This window comes from Bacillus sp. JJ1609, assembly GCF_036967045.1.
Lineage (GTDB): Bacteria > Bacillota > Bacilli > Bacillales > Cytobacillaceae > Mesobacillus.
In genome coordinates, this window is sequence record NZ_JBALSS010000027.1 from 21,894 (window position 1) to 38,593 (window position 16,700).

The window sequence follows — 16,700 nt, forward strand, 5'->3', positions numbered from 1 at the left end:
TGTTTGAAAATTCTTTTAGAAGCATGGTATGATTTTTTTAAGGAGTATTTGAAACAGCGTTGCGTAATAAGAAACAAATACTGAACGCTGCTATTATTGGCAATAAAAGGGAGGAAATCATTCACATGGCAGACTATGTAAAAGCGGGAACTCTACAAGTAGCAACAGAACTCTATGAATTTATCAATTCTGAAGTTATTCCGGGGTCGGAGGTTGATCAGGAACAGTTTTGGTCAGGACTGGGTAGTTTAGTTAAAGATATGGCGCCGAGAAATAAACAATTATTAAAGGTGCGTGATGAAATCCAGAGCAAGCTGAATGCTTGGCACCGCGAAAACAGCGAAAGCTTTGATTTTGAAAAATATAAAACATTTCTTGCGGAGATTGGCTACCTTGAGCCAGAGGCTGATGATTACAAAGTTTCCACTGAAGCAGTTGATGAAGAAGTTGCATTCCAGGCGGGACCCCAGCTGGTTGTTCCAGTAAATAATGCCCGATACGCGATTAATGCAGCGAATGCCCGATGGGGAAGCTTGTATGATGCCCTTTACGGTACAGATGCCATCAGTGAAGAGGATGGAGCAGAACGTGGCTTAGGCTACAATGCGGTTCGAGGTGACAAGGTCATTGCCTATGGCCGCGATTTCCTTGACAAGGCAGCTCCACTGTCTGAAGGATCCCATAAAGATGCACAAAAATATGTAATCGTAGACGGCAAGCTTACTGTTTTATTGGCAGACGGTAAAACAACCGGGCTAAAAGAAGAGGAGAAGCTGGTGGGTTATAAGGGAGATTCAGAAGATCCATCCGCTATTTTGCTGAAAAATAACCGTTTACACTTTGAAATCCAGATTGATCCAAACCATTCGATTGGAAAGACAGATAAAGCGGGAGTAAAAGACATCTTGCTCGAAGCTGCATTGACAACGATTATGGACTGCGAAGACTCTGTTGCAGCCGTCGATGCTGAGGATAAAGTGGTAGTTTACCGCAACTGGCTTGGGCTTCAAAAAGGAGACCTGTCAGCGAATTTCAATAAAAGTGGCCGCAGTATGACAAGGACGATGAATCCAGACAGGCAATATAAATCTCCGAATGGGGAAGAATTCAGCCTTAACGGACGTTCTGTCATGTTTGTCCGTAATGTTGGTCACCTGATGACAAGCAATATGATTCTGGACGAAGAAGGAAACGAAGTTCCTGAAGGAATCCTGGATACAGTGTTTACAGGCTTGATTGGAAAACACTCTGTTATTGGAAATACGAAATACCAGAATTCATCAAAGGGTTCCATCTATATTGTAAAGCCAAAAATGCATGGTTCAAAGGAAGTGGCTTTTGCCAATGAACTGTTTGACCGTGTCGAGGATCTTGTAGGTCTGGAGCGCCACACTCTTAAAATTGGTGTAATGGATGAAGAAAGACGCACAAGCCTTAACCTAAAAGCATGTATTCGCGAAGTAAAAGACAGAGTTGTGTTCATTAACACAGGATTCCTGGATCGCACTGGAGACGAAATGCATACCTCCATGGAAGCTGGTCCGATGATCCGCAAGAATGACATGAAATCCTCTGTCTGGCTTCAGGGTTATGAAAAATCGAATGTTGCCACAGGCCTGGACGTTGGCTTCCAGGGACGTGCTCAAATCGGAAAGGGTATGTGGGCAATGCCAGATTTGATGGGGCCTATGCTCGAACAAAAGATCGGCCACTTGAAGGCAGGAGCAAATACTGCATGGGTGCCATCTCCAACTGCTGCTACATTGCATGCCCTGCATTACCATGAGGTAGACATATTCGAAGTGCAAAATGAACTAGCAAAGGAATCAAAAGATTACAGAGATGAGATCCTTCAAATACCGGTTGCTGAAAACCCTCAGTGGACAGCTGAAGAAATTCAGGAGGAGCTTGATAATAATGCACAGGGAATCCTTGGCTATGTGGTTCGCTGGGTTGAATCGGGTATCGGCTGCTCCAAAGTTCCTGATATCAATGATGTAGGGTTGATGGAAGACCGTGCTACTTTAAGGATTTCCAGCCAGCATATGGCAAACTGGCTGCACCATGGTGTTTGCACGAAAGAGCAAGTACTTGAAACTTTACAGCGTATGGCAAAAGTCGTAGATAAACAGAATGAATTAGATCCTGATTACCGCCCAATGGCTTCAGACTATGACAATTCTGTTGCGTTCCAGGCTGCATGCGATCTTGTCTTCCTTGGGTATGACCAGCCGAGCGGCTATACTGAACCGATCTTGCATCGCCGCCGCCAGGAAGCGAAAGCAAAGTTTGCGGTGAAAAATTAATTTTATCGATCCTTTAAAAGGGCATTCTAACTCAGATTAGAGTGCCCTTATCTTCCATGTAGAAATATCCTTAGAACAAATTGGAGCTCATTTACATAGCTCTCTATAAAACTGATATTTGAAAGGAGCAGTAAAATGAAATTTGCTAGATTTACAGTTGACTCAAAAGTATATTCAGGTGTAGTGAACGAAGACACGATACAGGAATTCACGGGTGACATTTTTGGAAGTTGGGATTATACAGGCAAGGTTTTTTCAAGGGATGAAGTGAGCTTGCTTGCACCCCTCATTCCAAATCAAGTTATTGGTATTGGTGCGAACTTTGTGGCAAACAAAGAAGATTTACCCGCTGAACTTCCGGAGATTCCAGTTTTCTTCTTTAAGCCAGTATCCTCAGTTATTGGACCAGAAAAGGAAATCATCATTCCTGAAGGTGCAGAACAGGTGAAATTCGAATCTGAGCTTGCTGTTGTCATCGGGAAGGAAGCAAAAAATATTGCTGAAGCAGATGTTCTCGACTATGTCTTTGGCTATACGATTGGCAATGATGTAACTGCACCAAGGTTTTTCCACCAGGATGGGCACTGGACAATTGGGAAGTCTTTTGATACCTTCACTCCATTGGGGCCGGTTATCGAAACAGAACTTGATCCGTCTTCCGTTAATGTAAAAGCTTCATTAAACGGCGTAGAAAAACAGAACAGCCCAACTGACCTAATGATCATCCCGATAAGAAAAATGATTTCCTATCTTTCAAATGTCATGACACTAAAACCAGGAGACGTTATCCTCACAGGCAGTCCTGTAGGGGCAGAGTTTGTTGGAGCAGATGATGTGATAGAATGTGAGATTGAAGAAATAGGAACTCTTAAAAATGTGTTCGCATCTGTGAAGGAAAAGTCAGCCGCACACCGTTAAAAGCTGTAAACATAGTGTGCTACAATTAGGTGGCGTATAAAGCACAATTTAAAGAGTGAGGCAGTACTTGAGGTGAGTGGAATGGAAAGAGAGAATGTCGTCAAATCGGTTAGCCGGGCACTTGATATCATTAATTTGGTCGGATTGAAAAAAGGCGGCTTAGGGGTAACAGAGATTTCTAAACAAATAGATATCAATAAGAGCTCTGTATACCGTATTTTATCTACTCTTGCCCAATATGGTTATATAGAACAAGATGAGGAAACCGGCAGATATAAACTCGGATACAAATTTTTGGAAGTCAGTTCTAAGCTTCTTGATTCCATAGACTTAAGAGCAGAAGCAAGACCGTTTCTGCAGGAGCTTGAGAATGAAACCAATGAAGTGATCCATCTTGTTGTGTATGATCAGGGCGAGGTAGTGTATATTGAAAAATTGGAAGGAAACGAAACATTAAGGATGCATTCCAAAGTCGGTAAGCGGGCACCTATGCACTGTACATCCGTTGGTAAAGCAATTCTTGCACACCAGCTATCCGGAGTGGTGCATGAAATTCTCGACCGAAAAGGCATGCCAATGCATACAGAAAAGACGATTACGGATAAAGATGCATTTTTTCAGGAATTAGTGCAAGTAAAGCAAGAGGGATATGCTCTCGACCTGGAGGAAAATGAGAATGGAATTACATGTATTGCAGTTCCGATATTTGATCATCTGGGTAAAGTAACAGCATCGGTGAGTATTTCCGGTCCGACGATGAGAATGACCGAAGAAAGGCTGCACCAGCTAAAAAGCAAGATTATCCAAACTGGTTTTCAAATTTCAGCAAGGTTAGGATATACAAAACAAAATCAAATGATTTAAACAAGAAAAGTTTGCATGAATAACAAAATGTTATTTCAGGCCAATAGAACGTCCGGTTGCTTTTACTGGAGACGCAGACTGTTGGTAAACAATATAATCGGAGAATTATCTTTTGAAGCTGCATCCCAATTGTTAGACACAACTAACAAATGGTGGTGCAGTTTTTTTCATTGAAAGCAAACAACTTTTAATAGAAGGAAAGTGAAAATTTCAGATTTCGGATAGGATTAACAATATTTTCAATCTGCTTTGTGTCTTCCACTGTAAATAAAAGGATGTGTTAAAGGTCATTGTTATTTTTAAGCCTGTTGATTAGAGTAGAAGGCGCTTGACTCCTGGGGTTTTAGCGTTTCAGGCGAGAACCCGCAGGAGCGTCAGCGACGAGGAGGCTCGGCGAACGCCCCCCGGAAAGCAAGCGCCTGGAGCGGAAATCAACAGTTAAGGTTAACAGGGCCTTTTTATTAAGGCTATTTCTTTATAGATTGATTTTTTTATTTTGTTCTATTTCCACTAATGTTCATGGTTTCCCTCCTGCTGATGCTTGTGGCTGCCGGACCCACCATGGAAATTTTCAGCCCATTTTTTCCCTAACTGACTTCCAAAAAGGAGATAGGCGGAAATAAAGATAAACACCACAATGGGTTTGATAATGCCAGTTATTGAATGAATGGTTTTAGTGGATTTGGGCAAGATTTTAAATAAAAATAACGAACATACAGATAGAGCCAAAAAGATATTGATGAGGATAAGCGATTTGTCAGGTTCGAGCATCTCACCCAGCATCGCTCCCATCATTCCGCCCATTACACCCGCCATGAAGCCTTCAATTGAACAAGATACTCCCAGTTTAAAACCACACGCAGTCCCGCTTACAGCTCCTATGATCATAGCAAGCAAAGTGGAGTAGAACAGCTCTCCTTGATAGAGTGCCCCAAGGAAGATTCCAGAAGTTAAGCCAATATTCATACCTATAGACATAGAGATGGTCATTCCCATCATCTCGTTCATTTTAGTTTTGTATTTATTAGATAAAAAGATAGATAGTAAAAGTACACTACAGAGAGTGAAAAGGACAAAAAACTGGAACGTAATCATGTGCAACCTCCTTTTCACCATCTTATGAGAGGGGCGGACAAACCATGCAACCCAGAGAGAATATGCAGAAAATATGAAGATATACTGAGTGCAGCTGCTTACCAGCTTTAAGTAGAAGGGAAGACATTGATTAGTTTCTAAAGACTACCTAGCCCAAGCGGATTTGTAGGTGGACGCATATAAAATTAGTGTAAACATAAATAGATAAGGAGGTAGGTCATTATGTATCGTTACAGATATATGCATCCAGCAAGGGACCAGAGATTCATAGGCTTTGGATTGCCATTCCTTGGCGCCTTTGCGGGTGGACTATTAGGCAGTGCATTATTTTATCCTCGCCCATTTTATGGATACCCGCCTTATGGTTATCCTCCAGGATGCTGCAGTCCAGGTGGATACCCAGGTGCTGGATTCTCTGGCGCTGGATATCCTGGTATGGGGTACCAAGGTGCCGGCTATCCGTATTATTAATAATAAACAGCTCATAAAATAAAGTCATTTAAATGGCTGAGCTTTTAATAGTGACTACGGTTACCGAAGGCTCTGTAATCATGTTATGCTTGGAAGGTTTTGAACTCCATTCGGGAAATCCTAAAGAAAGAATTAATTCCTTCTGATTTCAGGAGCTCTTAAACATGAATAGAATTAGACATAAAAAAGCTTGCAGACTCAAAAAATGGTCTGCAAGCTTTTTTCTTCTATTATGCTGGAGCATCCAGCTCATCTTCCTCGATCCGTTTTTCGTGGTGTTCAACATCTTTACGTGCATTAAAGCGATCTGCTTTTTCAAGTGTTACTGTAATGTTATAGTCAGGAATCCCTGCGTATTTTTCATATCTTCCTCTTGGCAATAGGAAGTTTCCTTCAGGGAAGTGGACTTGCACATTTCCTCTTGAAATATCAACGAATTTCGCTCTTCCCTGGAAAACTCCGAAGCCGTTGTACAGCACTATTCCTTCGCCCTCTGCGATGCTGAGGTCCTGGGCATCTTCTGCGTTCATCAATACATCATAACGGCCTGCGCCATTCAGTGGATCGACCTCATTGTAAACCATTGAATTGAATTGTTTGCCTCTACGGGAGGTAACGATAAACTGGCCTTCCTTTTTCCCAAGGTCAGGTATATCAACAGTAATGAGATTTCCTCTGCCGTCAGGAGTTGGGCAGATGCCATCCTCGCATAACCATGCACCGCCCCATTGGAACACATCTCCTGATTTGCTAAGGTGCTGAATTCCATCATAATTCGGATTTGCCCTGGCGATTTCATTTCGAATCTCTTGTCCATCTGTAAAATCAACCAAGTGAGCAGTTTCTGGCTTGACTCGTTTGGCTAAATCGATGTAAATCTTCCACTCGGCACGCGCTTCTTCAACCTGGTTTTTATTGCCCCCTATTTCCGGGCTAAAATATACCATTCGTTCCGTAGATGTGGATGTACCGCCGCCCTCCTGCTCATAACGAGTTTTAGCAGGGAGAACGATGACAGCTTCTTTTGCATCAACAAGAGTCGAGGTATTCAGAATGATATCCTGATGTACGCGAATCTCAAGTTCAGACAATGCTTTTTCAACAAAGATAGGGTCAGGCATCGTTTCTAGGAAATTGCCTCCAGATAAATAATACATTTTAATCTTGCGTTCGTGATCTTCTGGCAACAGGATATTTTCAAGTGTCATTCCGACGATATCTCCTTGCCATTTAGGCAGCTCGAATCCCCATATATCTTCAATGCGCCTAATATTTTCCCCATAAAAATCCCCGCCTGGAAGAACGAATGGGTCAGCTCCCATTTCTCCGCTTCCTTGCACTGAGGAATGACCGCGGAAAGGCATGAGACCAGCATATTTTCTTCCTAAGTGCCCCCGCAGGAGTGCAAGGTTTGCAACCTGTGAAATATTGTCAGTTGCGAAAGAATGCATCGTCAAGCCTAAAGCCCATGCGTAAACTGCATTTTTACTGTTTGCAAGCAGCTCGGCCAATTCAATTATGCGTTCTTTCGTAACACCTGAGGAAGTGACAATCTCCTCCCATGACTGTTCCTGGACTTTTTCCTTCAATTCTTCGTATCCGTTAACGTGCTGTTCAACAAATTCATGGTTAATGGCTGAACCATGCTGGACTTTTTCCATGTCAAACCAATGCTTCATGATACCATGCATGAAAGCGATGTCCCCGCCAATGTTAACCTGGTAAAAATCATCTGCTATTTTTGTTCCAAATAATGCTGATTCAGGATTTGATGGAATCCAATACTCATCCATAGCTGGTTCCTTGTAAGGGTTAACGACAATAATCTTTGTACCCTTTTTCTTTGCTTCAAGCATGTATTTCGATGAAACAGGTGAGCTGTTTGAAGCTACGCTTCCCCAAAACAGGAGCACATCCGTGCCAATCCAATCCAAATAGTTAGAAGTAGAAGCACCAACCCCGATTGAACGCTTAAGGGCAGTCTTGGAAGGAGAGTGGCAAATCCGGCTCGCATTGTCGATATTGTTTGTTCCGAGGAATCGTGATACTTTTCCTGCAACATAATAGGATTCATTTGTAATCCCACGGCTTGTCAGGTAAAATGCGTATTGTTTTGGATCCAGCTTTTTCATTTTTTCAGCAATCATATCCATTGCATCATCCCAGGTGATTCGTGAGAAATTTCGTTCGCCTTTTCTGCGGATCATTGGATATGGAATACGTCCTAGTTTGCGCAGCTGGGTACTGTCATATTTCCTTAATTCATCAATATCAGCATGCAGGATTTCCTGATCGATGGAACCTGCAGTGTTCAAGCGAAGTACATTAAGCCTTGTTGTGCAGATGTGTGGTCCATTCAAGGTCTGGTCGTGAAGTCCCGAGACACCAAGAGCGCAGCCATCACATACACCTTTAGTTAAAATATTTGTTGCGTAACCGAAGTTATCTCTATTATCCCAAAGGGTTTTAAACGTATCTCTAATATGTTTAGGCTTTACCTTGCCAAGTCCAAAAGGAATCGGGCTAACCCAATGTTTTGGTGCAGGCATAACCGCTTTTTTCTGTGGTCCTGGATGTTTTGTTTTTCCCAATTTAAAACACTCCTATTATATTTCTACTAATGATTAAAACTCTTGATTTTAAAGTCTTTGAAAAAGAAAAAACCACCGTATACTCAAAACAATTTTCATGTTTTGAGTAATGACGGTGGTTAGTCTTTAGCAGGATCGCTGCCAAGTGCCATACCTTTATTAACAATATTTCTCTTGAATATCCTCATCAAAAACAAAGATGGACATTCCAAAATCACGGTCAATATCTATATCTACAAAAAGTTCGACAAACTTGCATCCGAGGAATTCTTCCATTTCAACTGGCGGATTTTTACGGTACATGTCCTTCACCATTTCAGTTCTGGCAGCCCTCAATGCCTGCTTGCCTTCATTAGCCGTGGCAATGAACTTCTCAACAGGAGAAAGGTTTCCTTCCATTTCACAGATTGCCCAGTTTTTGCAGAAGGTAGTGGTAATTTTGCTTGGTCCTTTGCCCATATGCTTTTTTCTGAAGGAGCGGACCAGATTGCTGAACTCTGCCTCGTATTTATTCATACTATCCTCCGGTCATCTGTACAGGTTATAAGATGATAGGTATTTTACCATACGAAGAAGCAATTAAAAAGAATTAACCAGCTAATCTTTCATTTGCTGCATTTTGTTCCCGCAATTTACGAATGTCACGGCGGATCAAAAAGGAAACTACGAGTGCAACTACGAATAGACCGGCAAAGAATGTTAAGCTCGTCGCATAGCTGCCTGTATTATCCTTCATCCAAGCTGCAAACATTGGGCCGGCTAAACCTGCAGCTGCCCATGCAGTCAAGATATATCCGTGAATCGCACCAAGCTGTTTTGTTCCGAAAATGTCTCCAATGAACGCTGGAATTGCAGAAAATCCTCCGCCGTACATTGTGTAAACGATCGCTAGCATGACCTGGAAAAGGAATGCTTCTTTTGTATGTGGAAGCAAAGTGAATAATACGATTTGTGTTGCAAAGAATATAGTGTAAGTGTTTGTACGGCCGATATAGTCCGAAATAGAAGCCCATGCAATGCGGCCAAATCCATTGAAAAGACCCATTACGCCAACAAGTGCCGCTGCTTCTGCAGTAGTCAGCCCGATGCTTTCTTCTGCTAAAGGTTTTGCTGCCGATAGGATGGCAATTCCGCATGTTACGTTAATGAATAGCATTACCCATAAATAATAAAATCTAGGGGTCTTTATCGCTTCATTAGCTGTTAGCTGAGCTAAGTCCTGTTTAATTTTAATTTTTCCTGATTGTGCTTTTTCCTTAAAGCCCTTTGGTGCCCAATCAACTGGCGGTCTTTCTAAGTAAAGGGATGATAGCGTCATGATAATGAAATATGCTGCGCCTAAAATATAAAACGTATTAGCTGTGCCAACAGACTTTATTAACGAATCCATAACCGGGCTGGAAATGGCTGCCGCAAATCCGAATCCCATGATCGCAAGGCCGGTTGCGAGGCCGCGTCGGTCAGGGAACCATTTCACTAGTGTTGATACTGGTGCAATATAACCTACCCCAAGGCCAATTCCGCCCAATACACCGTAAGTGATATACAATAATGGCAATGAGCCAAGATTTACTGCCAGTCCAGAGCCTAATATACCTGCTCCGAAAAAGCCTGCTGCCAGAAAACCAGCTTTTCTCGGTCCGTGCTTTTCAACAAAATGTCCAAGGAATGCCGCTGATAATCCTAAAAAAAGAATAGCGAGGCTAAATGTAAATTGAACCTGCTTTGACGTCCAGCCGAATTCTTCAATCAATGGATTCGTAAAGTTGCTCCAGGCATATACAGATCCAATGGAAATATGAATTCCCACTGCCGAAGCTGCAATAAGCCAACGATTCTTTGTTTTTTTCATCCTTTGTTCCCCCTTATTCACTTTTGAAAATTTTTTTAAAACTGCAATCTGCCAAATAGCGATACCATGCTTGAATATCAAACATCCGTTCAAGAAAATGAAGTATGTAAAATGCCAAAAAAAACAGAAAAACCGCCAACTTCTTTAAATCCCTTAGGCAGCAGGGATGGCTAAAGAAAGATTGACGGTTAGTACTAAGCAGGTTTCGCTACTATCGGACCAACTGCTAATCGCTTACATTTCCATCGGACATCTTAACCGATGACAGGGTCGCTATCTCGAATCAAAATGTTACGGATTTGTGAACTTCAAAAAAATTCTATCACTTAATAAATGCAGATGCAACACCTATTAAGCTTGCTAAATCAATTTTACACTGTGAATGTGTTGTAAATATTTCTTGTGAAAAAGAATGGATTGTGTTTAGATTTTAATATTCTCAAAATCTAAGAAGCTAAGGTGAAGACAATGTTGGAAAATATGAGTGATAAATATATCATTACAAAATATTTAAACGGGCAATTCCAGGATGTGGAGGATGTCATCGTCAATGAGTTTCCGTTGACCATCTTTGTGAATGACGTGGAGTTTGCAACCATGGTCTGTACACCAACACATTTTGAGGAAATGGTTGTCGGTTTTCTGGCATCAGAAGGAGTCATACGTTTCTACAGTGATATCCATTCCTTAAGTATTGATGAAAGCCGTGGGTATGCTTATGTCATGCTAAAAGCGGAAACCACCACAAATCAGCAATATTACTCTAAACGTTTTATTGGTTCCTGCTGCGGAAAAAGCCGCCAATTTTATTTCCACAATGATTCCCGAACTGCTAAAACTTCTACAGCAAAAACGACGATTACGGCATCTCAAGCCATTGCACTTATGAATGAGATGCAAAACAATTCACAAGTATTTCAGGAAACAGGCGGAGTCCATAATGCAGCCCTTTGTAATTCTGAAGAAGTGATAGCGTCCAGAACTGATATAGGAAGGCATAATGCCTTGGATAAATTATTTGGATATAGCATTTTGAACCGAGTGCCTGTCCGTGATAAAATCATTGTTTTCAGCGGCAGGATTTCCTCTGAAGTCCTATTGAAAGCTGCGAAGATCGGGGTAGGGATCGTCCTGTCAAAATCCGCTCCAACCGACTTGGCAATCAAGCTGGCAAAGGATTTGAATATTACAGCAGTTGGTTTTATCCGCGGCAGTTCTTTTAATGTATATTCTTGTCCGGAGCGGATTGTCGAGTAGTTTGTGACAATGATTTTTAAGCAGGTTGTTTAGGTTTGTCTTTGGGTAAATATTATTTTAAAAATAATCCCATATGTATTTGATGCTATGATTGATAGCAGTAATTCTGAAGGAACTCCCACCAGTTTGGGGGCTTTAGAAGGATGGAGAAAGCTGCAAAGAAGGGTGCACCTTAAAAATAACTATTGGCAAACACCTGATTTTAAAATAGAATAATTTTACAAACAAAACCGCTGCCATGTGCAGCGTTTTTTATTGTCTGAAACGTTCACAATTGTTACCGGGTACCGATAAATACATAAATAGGGTTTACAACATGAAAAACAAAAAAAGGATGTTTGCTAACTATGTTTTCAATGCCCGATTCAAAAGAAATTTTGATTTTACAAGGGGAGTACTCTCTGCCAATCGTGATTCTCTCGGTTCTGATTGCGTGTTTTGCATCTTATACTGCTCTTTCGATGAATGAAAGAATTAAGCATAATAGTTTCTTTACCCGTAATTTTTGGCTTGGTCTAGCGTCAGTTGCAATGGGATTGGGAATTTGGGCAATGCATTTTATCGGGATGAGCGCATTCATGCTTCCTGTTTCGATGGAATATAATGTCCTGCTTACTGTATTGTCAGTCTTTCCCGCAGTACTCGCCTCATATCTAGCTTTTTATATATCCAACCGAATCAATCTTACCCACTGGCCGCAGTGGTTTGCAGGCATGACAATGGGCATTGGGATTGCTGCTATGCATTATATTGGGATGGCTGCGATGGAAACTGAAGCGAAGTACGTATATAACCCCTGGATTTTTATATTATCCATAACAATAGCAATAGTTGTTTCCTTTGTGGCACTTTACATTTTTTCCAGCCTGCAAAAATACATGGGCAATTTTTATGTGAAATCCCTTACTTCGCTAATCATGGGTCTTGCGGTGGCAAGTATGCACTACACTGGGATGGAAGCTGTTGTATTTTATACGGATAAGCCATTAACTTCTGGATTGCATTATGGGCAGCATATGAATCTGCCTCTTCTAGTGATTGCTGTAGCATTAGGTATTTCTGTTATTTTAGGACTTTCGGGTCTATCCAGTCTGCTTGACCGGTATGTTGATTTCCGCTTAAACAATTTCGATGCATTGACAGGACTGCCGAACCGGAGGCAGTTTGAAAAAGTGATGAATTCTTCGGCAGTTGCCAGCTTGGCTATCATTCATTTACATGGATTGGAGAAGTGGAACAGCAGATATGGATACGAGTTTGGAGATGAGATCATTAAGGCGGTCAGCGAAATCATCGTGCGCCTTAAACTAGGGACTACGACCGTTTATAGGATTGAAGGAAACCGGTTCGCTGTAGCAACTGCCGATACCCGTGATTATGAAAAGCTTAAACTGTCGATGCTGAGAATCGCTTCCATTTTGAAGAAATCATTAGAGTTCAATGAGAAAAAAATTGTCGTCGATATGGTTTGTGCAGTTACATCTTCACATGCATATGAAAAGGCTGACTTGTTTGCAAACACTATGGCTGTACTTCATCACACAGACATTATATATAAGCATGAAGTCATTGAATATGACCCGGCCGTCCATACTTATGCATTTGAAAGGCATCTAGTCCAAGATATTGAGAGAGCAATAAATGAGAACGAACTATTTGTTGTATACCAGCCAAAAATATGTACAAACACGAATCAGATATTTGGAGTTGAAGCCTTACTGCGATGGGACCATCCTGTGCACGGGCTAGTGCCTCCAGCTGTGTTTATTCCGATCCTTGAGGAGAATGGCAAGATGCACGAGGTGACGGATTGGATCATTGATCATGTGTGCAAGCAAATCTCATTGTGGAACTCACAGGGACTTAAAGGCTTTAAAATTGCCATTAATGTTCCAGGTTCCTATTTTACTTCGCCGCTGTTGATGGAGATTTTAAAAGAGAGTGTCTCTAAATATGAGATTGAAAGTAACTATCTGGAACTTGAAATTACTGAGACAAGCGTAATCGATAATATTGAGAAAGCGATAAGGGCTGTAAGTGAGTTCAAAGAGTATGGATTTACCGTTGCCCTTGATGATTTCGGTACTGGTGTCTCCTCCTTGTCTTACTTAAAGCGCCTGCCGATTTCTACATTGAAAATTGATAAATCTTTTGTAGATGACGTGCCACAATCAGATAAAGACTCTGCCATTATTAAGGCGATCATTAGCCTTGGCCATTCTTTGAAATTAAAAGTGGTCATCGAAGGAGTGGAATCTGAAGAGCAAATTGAATTTTTATCTACAAATTCAGAAAATCCCATTATACAAGGCTATTACTATTCGAAACCGCTAAGAGCTGGCGAGCTGGTTGACTGGATAGATGATTTTGCTTCGGTGACTGGAGCGGTTTATAAATAATCTGTGCATTAATAAAATATAATGGGTTGAAACTTTATTTTTGAGAGTAAATCTTATAAAGGCATTAACTATAGGAGGAAGGTAAATGAATTTAAGCATTTCACAAATTAAAAAGAAGGCCCTTGCTTCATTAAAAGGGAAATGGGGCAAGGGAGTCCTGCTGACGATTACCGTTTTTTTAGTGACAACATTTGTTCCAATGATGGCGGAGATGATGATGAGCGGTGGATTTTCAGCCTGGGTCGATCAGGATGAACCATCCACTGCAGCAAATCTAATAAGTTTGTTTTTTTCATTCCTTTTCATCCCACTGTCAGTGGCTAGCTATTGGTTTTATCTTGTAATCGCGAGATGGAACGACCCGAAGATTTCTCAAGTATTCGCAGTCTATAAAGAGTGGGAGCTCTCGTTAAAAGTAATCGGCACCTCTATTCTTATGGGCATTTTCACAATGTTATGGACTTTATTATTGATTATTCCTGGAATTATTAAAGGCATTGCGTATTCACAAGCTTTTTTCCTGATGAAGGATAATCCTGAATACTCTGCACTAGAGGCGATCACCGAAAGCAGAAAGAGAATGAAAGGGTATAAGTGGAAATATTTCCTCATGAACCTAAGCTTCATCGGCTGGATCTTCATTGCTATTTTCACATTAGGAATCGGTTTCCTATGGCTAACCCCTTATATAGCCACAGCCAACGCCACCTTCTATAACGAGTTCATTGCACCAAGAGGCAATGATGAAGTAAAACCAGCAGATTTAGCTATTTAACACATTAAAGCGCTGGGGGTCTGACCCCCAGCGCTTTAATGCGATAAAGGGGTTTGGGATTTCAGGTGTTTTTAAAGGATATTTCTGTTAAATAGCGAATAGTAATAATTCTAGTCTTATAGAGAAATGAGTTGAGTTTATGAGCTATGATGAGTCGACGATCTATTTAATTGATCAAAAGGACGGGTTCTCTCCTACTTTTAGTCAGCTGGTATCCATGATGAATTATACGCGTGAAACAACGTTAAAAGCAGTAGAAGGCCTTTCTGTAGAGGAACTCGATTTCCTTGTGCATGAAGAAGCGAATTCGATTGGGATGCTGCTTGCTCATATGGCTGCGGTGGAGCGAATTTACCAAATCGTCACGTTTGAGAGACGCGACCCAACCGAAGATGAAGAAGAAGCGTTATCCGCAGGACTGGAACTTGGCGAGAAGGGAAGAATGACTATTAAAGGCAATTCTCTTGAGTATTACCTTGAAGATCTCCAGGCTGCCAGGAATGACACATTTAAAAAATTCCAATCTCTTAACGATGAGTGGTTGTTTGAGCAAACTGCATGGTGGTGGAACAAACCGGCAAACAATTATTTCAAATGGTTTCATGTGTTCGAAGACGAACTCAGCCATCGCGGACAAATTCGCATGATCAAGAAGATATACAGTATAGCAGAAGAAAATCAGCAACAATTAGTAAAGGAATAATCTAAAGTGCCCGCTAAACCTCGGTAATGGCGGGTCTTTATTTTGATTGTTATATTGATTGAAAAATCAGAAAACAGTATAATGTAGTTAATTCATTTTTTAGGGGGGAGCACGGATTGGATGAACAAACTCTATAAGGATTTCTTTTTCTTTCCTGATATTAGTATTTTAATAGTGTTAATTACAACAGGAGTGGGAGTGGCGATCTGGAAGGGCCTTACTCTCGGCATGATATTATTTCTAGTCTTCGGCATGCTGACTTTTGCCTTCAGCGAATATTTAACGCATCGTTTCTTTTTTCATTTAAAGCCCCCTAAAAACCCTTATTTTCTGAAATTCTTAAAAAGAATACACTATGACCACCATACTGATCCTAACAACCTCAACCTATTATTCCTGCCTTTATGGTACAGCCTGCCCAATTTTCTGATTCTGTCATTGATATTTTATTACTTTTCAAGGAGTTTCAACCACACCATTGTGTTTGGCACCGGCTTATTGGCGATGCTATTAATCTATGAATGGAAGCATTATGTTGCCCATAGCCCGATCAAGCCAAAGACCAGTTTCGGCAGGTGGGTAAAAAAGGTTCATATCCTCCATCACTTTAAAAACGAGAATTACTGGTATGGCGTAAGCACCCCATTCGCTGATTATCTGTTCGGAACCTTCAAAGACGAAAAAGAAGTCGAAACCAGCAAGACTGCAAGAGATCTTGAGAAAAGAGCTTAAATAAAGGTATCTGGTTACCTGACTGAAAAATTTCTTTCAGTGGGAGTTCAGGGACCTTTTTTATTTGACCAATTTTTTAAAAATTTGAAACTAATTTCCAATTAATCCGTATTACATAACAAGAAATATTTTGATATTGGGAGGTGCCCGTATAGGTTTTAAGTAAATGATTTTGAAAAAGGGTGAGAAGTATGGAGCTGTTTGGTATGCCATTAGAAACAGTTTATTTTTATGGTTTGGTCATCTCTGGAGCAATCACGATTCTTTATTTATTTTTTAGTGATCTTTTAGACGGGGTAATGGAAAGCATTCCACTGATCAATCCGACATTGATTTTTTCATTTATCACCATTTTTTCAGCTGGCAGCTATTTAGCTGAGGTTTTTACAGCTCTGCATAGTGGACTGATCGCAGGCTTTTCTGCACTTATTGCTCTTATTCTTGTGACTTTATTGAATGTTTTTGTCCTAATTCCCTTATCCAATGCTGAGGAGTCACTTGTGTACAAGGAAAGTGATTTAAGAGGGAGAGTTGGAACGGTCATCACAGCTGTTCCGGTTGATGGCTATGGAGAAGTATTGATCGAAAGTATTAGCGGCCGTATCTCTAAGCCTGCTACCATCTTCACGAAGTCTGAGATTCCATATGGTAAAAAGGTGCTTGTCATTGACGTTGAAAATGGTGTGCTTCAGGTAAAAGTCTACGAAGAGTTAGAGAACTTCATTTAGGGGGAGATA

The 16,700-nt window shown here is 41.0% G+C and carries 14 protein-coding genes; 10 read left to right on the forward strand and 4 right to left on the reverse strand.

The window, feature by feature from the left end; genetic code table 11:
- The first annotated feature begins 125 nt into the window (after positions 1 to 125).
- The 3 genes from V7654_RS19140 (at position 126) to V7654_RS19150 (ending at position 4,088) form a co-directional block, all read left to right on the forward strand.
- The gene (locus V7654_RS19140) at positions 126 to 2,306 is read left to right on the forward strand and encodes a malate synthase G (protein WP_335432391.1); all 2,181 of its coding nucleotides are present in this window, start codon (positions 126 to 128) and stop codon (positions 2,304 to 2,306) included.
- 135 nt (positions 2,307 to 2,441) lie between these two features.
- On the forward strand, positions 2,442 to 3,224 hold the full coding sequence (locus V7654_RS19145; protein WP_335432392.1) for a fumarylacetoacetate hydrolase family protein: 783 nt from the start codon (positions 2,442 to 2,444) through the stop codon (positions 3,222 to 3,224).
- Between the two features lie 81 nt (positions 3,225 to 3,305).
- Positions 3,306 to 4,088: an IclR family transcriptional regulator gene (locus V7654_RS19150; protein ID WP_335432393.1), complete on the forward strand. Its 783-nt coding sequence runs from the start codon at positions 3,306 to 3,308 to the stop codon at positions 4,086 to 4,088.
- A gap of 510 nt (positions 4,089 to 4,598) precedes the next feature.
- On the opposite strand, the gene V7654_RS19155 is transcribed toward V7654_RS19150, so the two are convergent.
- Positions 4,599 to 5,183 (reverse strand): hypothetical protein, encoded by a 585-nt coding sequence (locus V7654_RS19155; protein WP_335432394.1) that lies wholly within the window; start codon positions 5,181 to 5,183, stop codon positions 4,599 to 4,601.
- Positions 5,184 to 5,405: 222 nt separating this feature from the next.
- Between V7654_RS19155 and V7654_RS19160 the strand changes: the two genes are divergently transcribed.
- Positions 5,406 to 5,654 (forward strand): hypothetical protein, encoded by a 249-nt coding sequence (locus tag V7654_RS19160; protein ID WP_335432395.1) that lies wholly within the window; start codon positions 5,406 to 5,408, stop codon positions 5,652 to 5,654.
- Between the two features lie 230 nt (positions 5,655 to 5,884).
- Here the strand turns inward: V7654_RS19160 and V7654_RS19165 are convergent, their stop codons facing one another.
- The 3 genes from V7654_RS19165 to V7654_RS19175 all read right to left on the reverse strand — a co-directional run bounded on the left by V7654_RS19165 (position 5,885) and on the right by V7654_RS19175 (position 10,097).
- Positions 5,885 to 8,245, reverse strand: coding sequence for an FdhF/YdeP family oxidoreductase (locus tag V7654_RS19165; protein ID WP_335432396.1), 2,361 nt, complete (start codon positions 8,243 to 8,245; stop codon positions 5,885 to 5,887).
- Between the two features lie 159 nt (positions 8,246 to 8,404).
- On the reverse strand, positions 8,405 to 8,761 hold the full coding sequence (locus tag V7654_RS19170) for a DUF2294 domain-containing protein (protein WP_335432397.1): 357 nt from the start codon (positions 8,759 to 8,761) through the stop codon (positions 8,405 to 8,407).
- 73 nt (positions 8,762 to 8,834) lie between these two features.
- Positions 8,835 to 10,097 (reverse strand): L-lactate MFS transporter, encoded by a 1,263-nt coding sequence (locus V7654_RS19175; RefSeq protein WP_335432398.1) that lies wholly within the window; start codon positions 10,095 to 10,097, stop codon positions 8,835 to 8,837.
- A 480-nt stretch (positions 10,098 to 10,577) separates the two neighbouring features.
- On the opposite strand from V7654_RS19175, the gene fdhD reads away from it, so the two are divergent.
- The 6 genes from fdhD to V7654_RS19205 all read left to right on the forward strand — a co-directional run bounded on the left by fdhD (position 10,578) and on the right by V7654_RS19205 (position 16,691).
- Positions 10,578 to 11,354 (forward strand): formate dehydrogenase accessory sulfurtransferase FdhD, encoded by a 777-nt coding sequence (fdhD, locus tag V7654_RS19180; protein ID WP_438825327.1) that lies wholly within the window; start codon positions 10,578 to 10,580, stop codon positions 11,352 to 11,354.
- 347 nt (positions 11,355 to 11,701) lie between these two features.
- Positions 11,702 to 13,753: a bifunctional diguanylate cyclase/phosphodiesterase gene (locus V7654_RS19185; RefSeq protein WP_335432400.1), complete on the forward strand. Its 2,052-nt coding sequence runs from the start codon at positions 11,702 to 11,704 to the stop codon at positions 13,751 to 13,753.
- A gap of 85 nt (positions 13,754 to 13,838) precedes the next feature.
- Positions 13,839 to 14,528 (forward strand): DUF975 family protein, encoded by a 690-nt coding sequence (locus V7654_RS19190; protein ID WP_335432401.1) that lies wholly within the window; start codon positions 13,839 to 13,841, stop codon positions 14,526 to 14,528.
- A 139-nt stretch (positions 14,529 to 14,667) separates the two neighbouring features.
- Positions 14,668 to 15,231 carry a DinB family protein gene (locus V7654_RS19195; RefSeq protein ID WP_335432402.1) on the forward strand — a complete coding sequence of 188 codons (564 nt, stop codon included), beginning with the start codon at positions 14,668 to 14,670 and terminating at the stop codon, positions 15,229 to 15,231.
- Positions 15,232 to 15,351: 120 nt separating this feature from the next.
- On the forward strand, positions 15,352 to 15,963 hold the full coding sequence (locus V7654_RS19200; protein ID WP_335432403.1) for a sterol desaturase family protein: 612 nt from the start codon (positions 15,352 to 15,354) through the stop codon (positions 15,961 to 15,963).
- Positions 15,964 to 16,154: 191 nt separating this feature from the next.
- Positions 16,155 to 16,691 (forward strand): hypothetical protein, encoded by a 537-nt coding sequence (locus V7654_RS19205; protein ID WP_335432404.1) that lies wholly within the window; start codon positions 16,155 to 16,157, stop codon positions 16,689 to 16,691.
- Positions 16,692 to 16,700 lie beyond the last annotated feature (9 nt).

What these genes read in the sequence shown, in the direction of transcription:
- V7654_RS19140 (WP_335432391.1), top strand. Translation starts at nt 126, where the DNA reads ATGGCAGACTATGTAAAAGCGGGAACTCTACAAGTAGCAACAGAACTC.
- V7654_RS19145 (WP_335432392.1), top strand. Translation starts at nt 2,442, where the DNA reads ATGAAATTTGCTAGATTTACAGTTGACTCAAAAGTATATTCAGGTGTA.
- V7654_RS19150 (WP_335432393.1), top strand. Translation starts at nt 3,306, where the DNA reads ATGGAAAGAGAGAATGTCGTCAAATCGGTTAGCCGGGCACTTGATATC.
- V7654_RS19155 (WP_335432394.1), bottom strand. Translation starts at nt 5,183, where the DNA reads ATGATTACGTTCCAGTTTTTTGTCCTTTTCACTCTCTGTAGTGTACTT.
- V7654_RS19160 (WP_335432395.1), top strand. Translation starts at nt 5,406, where the DNA reads ATGTATCGTTACAGATATATGCATCCAGCAAGGGACCAGAGATTCATA.
- V7654_RS19170 (WP_335432397.1), bottom strand. Translation starts at nt 8,761, where the DNA reads ATGAATAAATACGAGGCAGAGTTCAGCAATCTGGTCCGCTCCTTCAGA.
- V7654_RS19175 (WP_335432398.1), bottom strand. Translation starts at nt 10,097, where the DNA reads ATGAAAAAAACAAAGAATCGTTGGCTTATTGCAGCTTCGGCAGTGGGA.
- fdhD (WP_438825327.1), top strand. Translation starts at nt 10,578, where the DNA reads ATGAGTGATAAATATATCATTACAAAATATTTAAACGGGCAATTCCAG.
- V7654_RS19185 (WP_335432400.1), top strand. Translation starts at nt 11,702, where the DNA reads ATGTTTTCAATGCCCGATTCAAAAGAAATTTTGATTTTACAAGGGGAG.
- V7654_RS19190 (WP_335432401.1), top strand. Translation starts at nt 13,839, where the DNA reads ATGAATTTAAGCATTTCACAAATTAAAAAGAAGGCCCTTGCTTCATTA.
- V7654_RS19195 (WP_335432402.1), top strand. Translation starts at nt 14,668, where the DNA reads ATGAGCTATGATGAGTCGACGATCTATTTAATTGATCAAAAGGACGGG.
- V7654_RS19200 (WP_335432403.1), top strand. Translation starts at nt 15,352, where the DNA reads ATGAACAAACTCTATAAGGATTTCTTTTTCTTTCCTGATATTAGTATT.
- V7654_RS19205 (WP_335432404.1), top strand. Translation starts at nt 16,155, where the DNA reads ATGGAGCTGTTTGGTATGCCATTAGAAACAGTTTATTTTTATGGTTTG.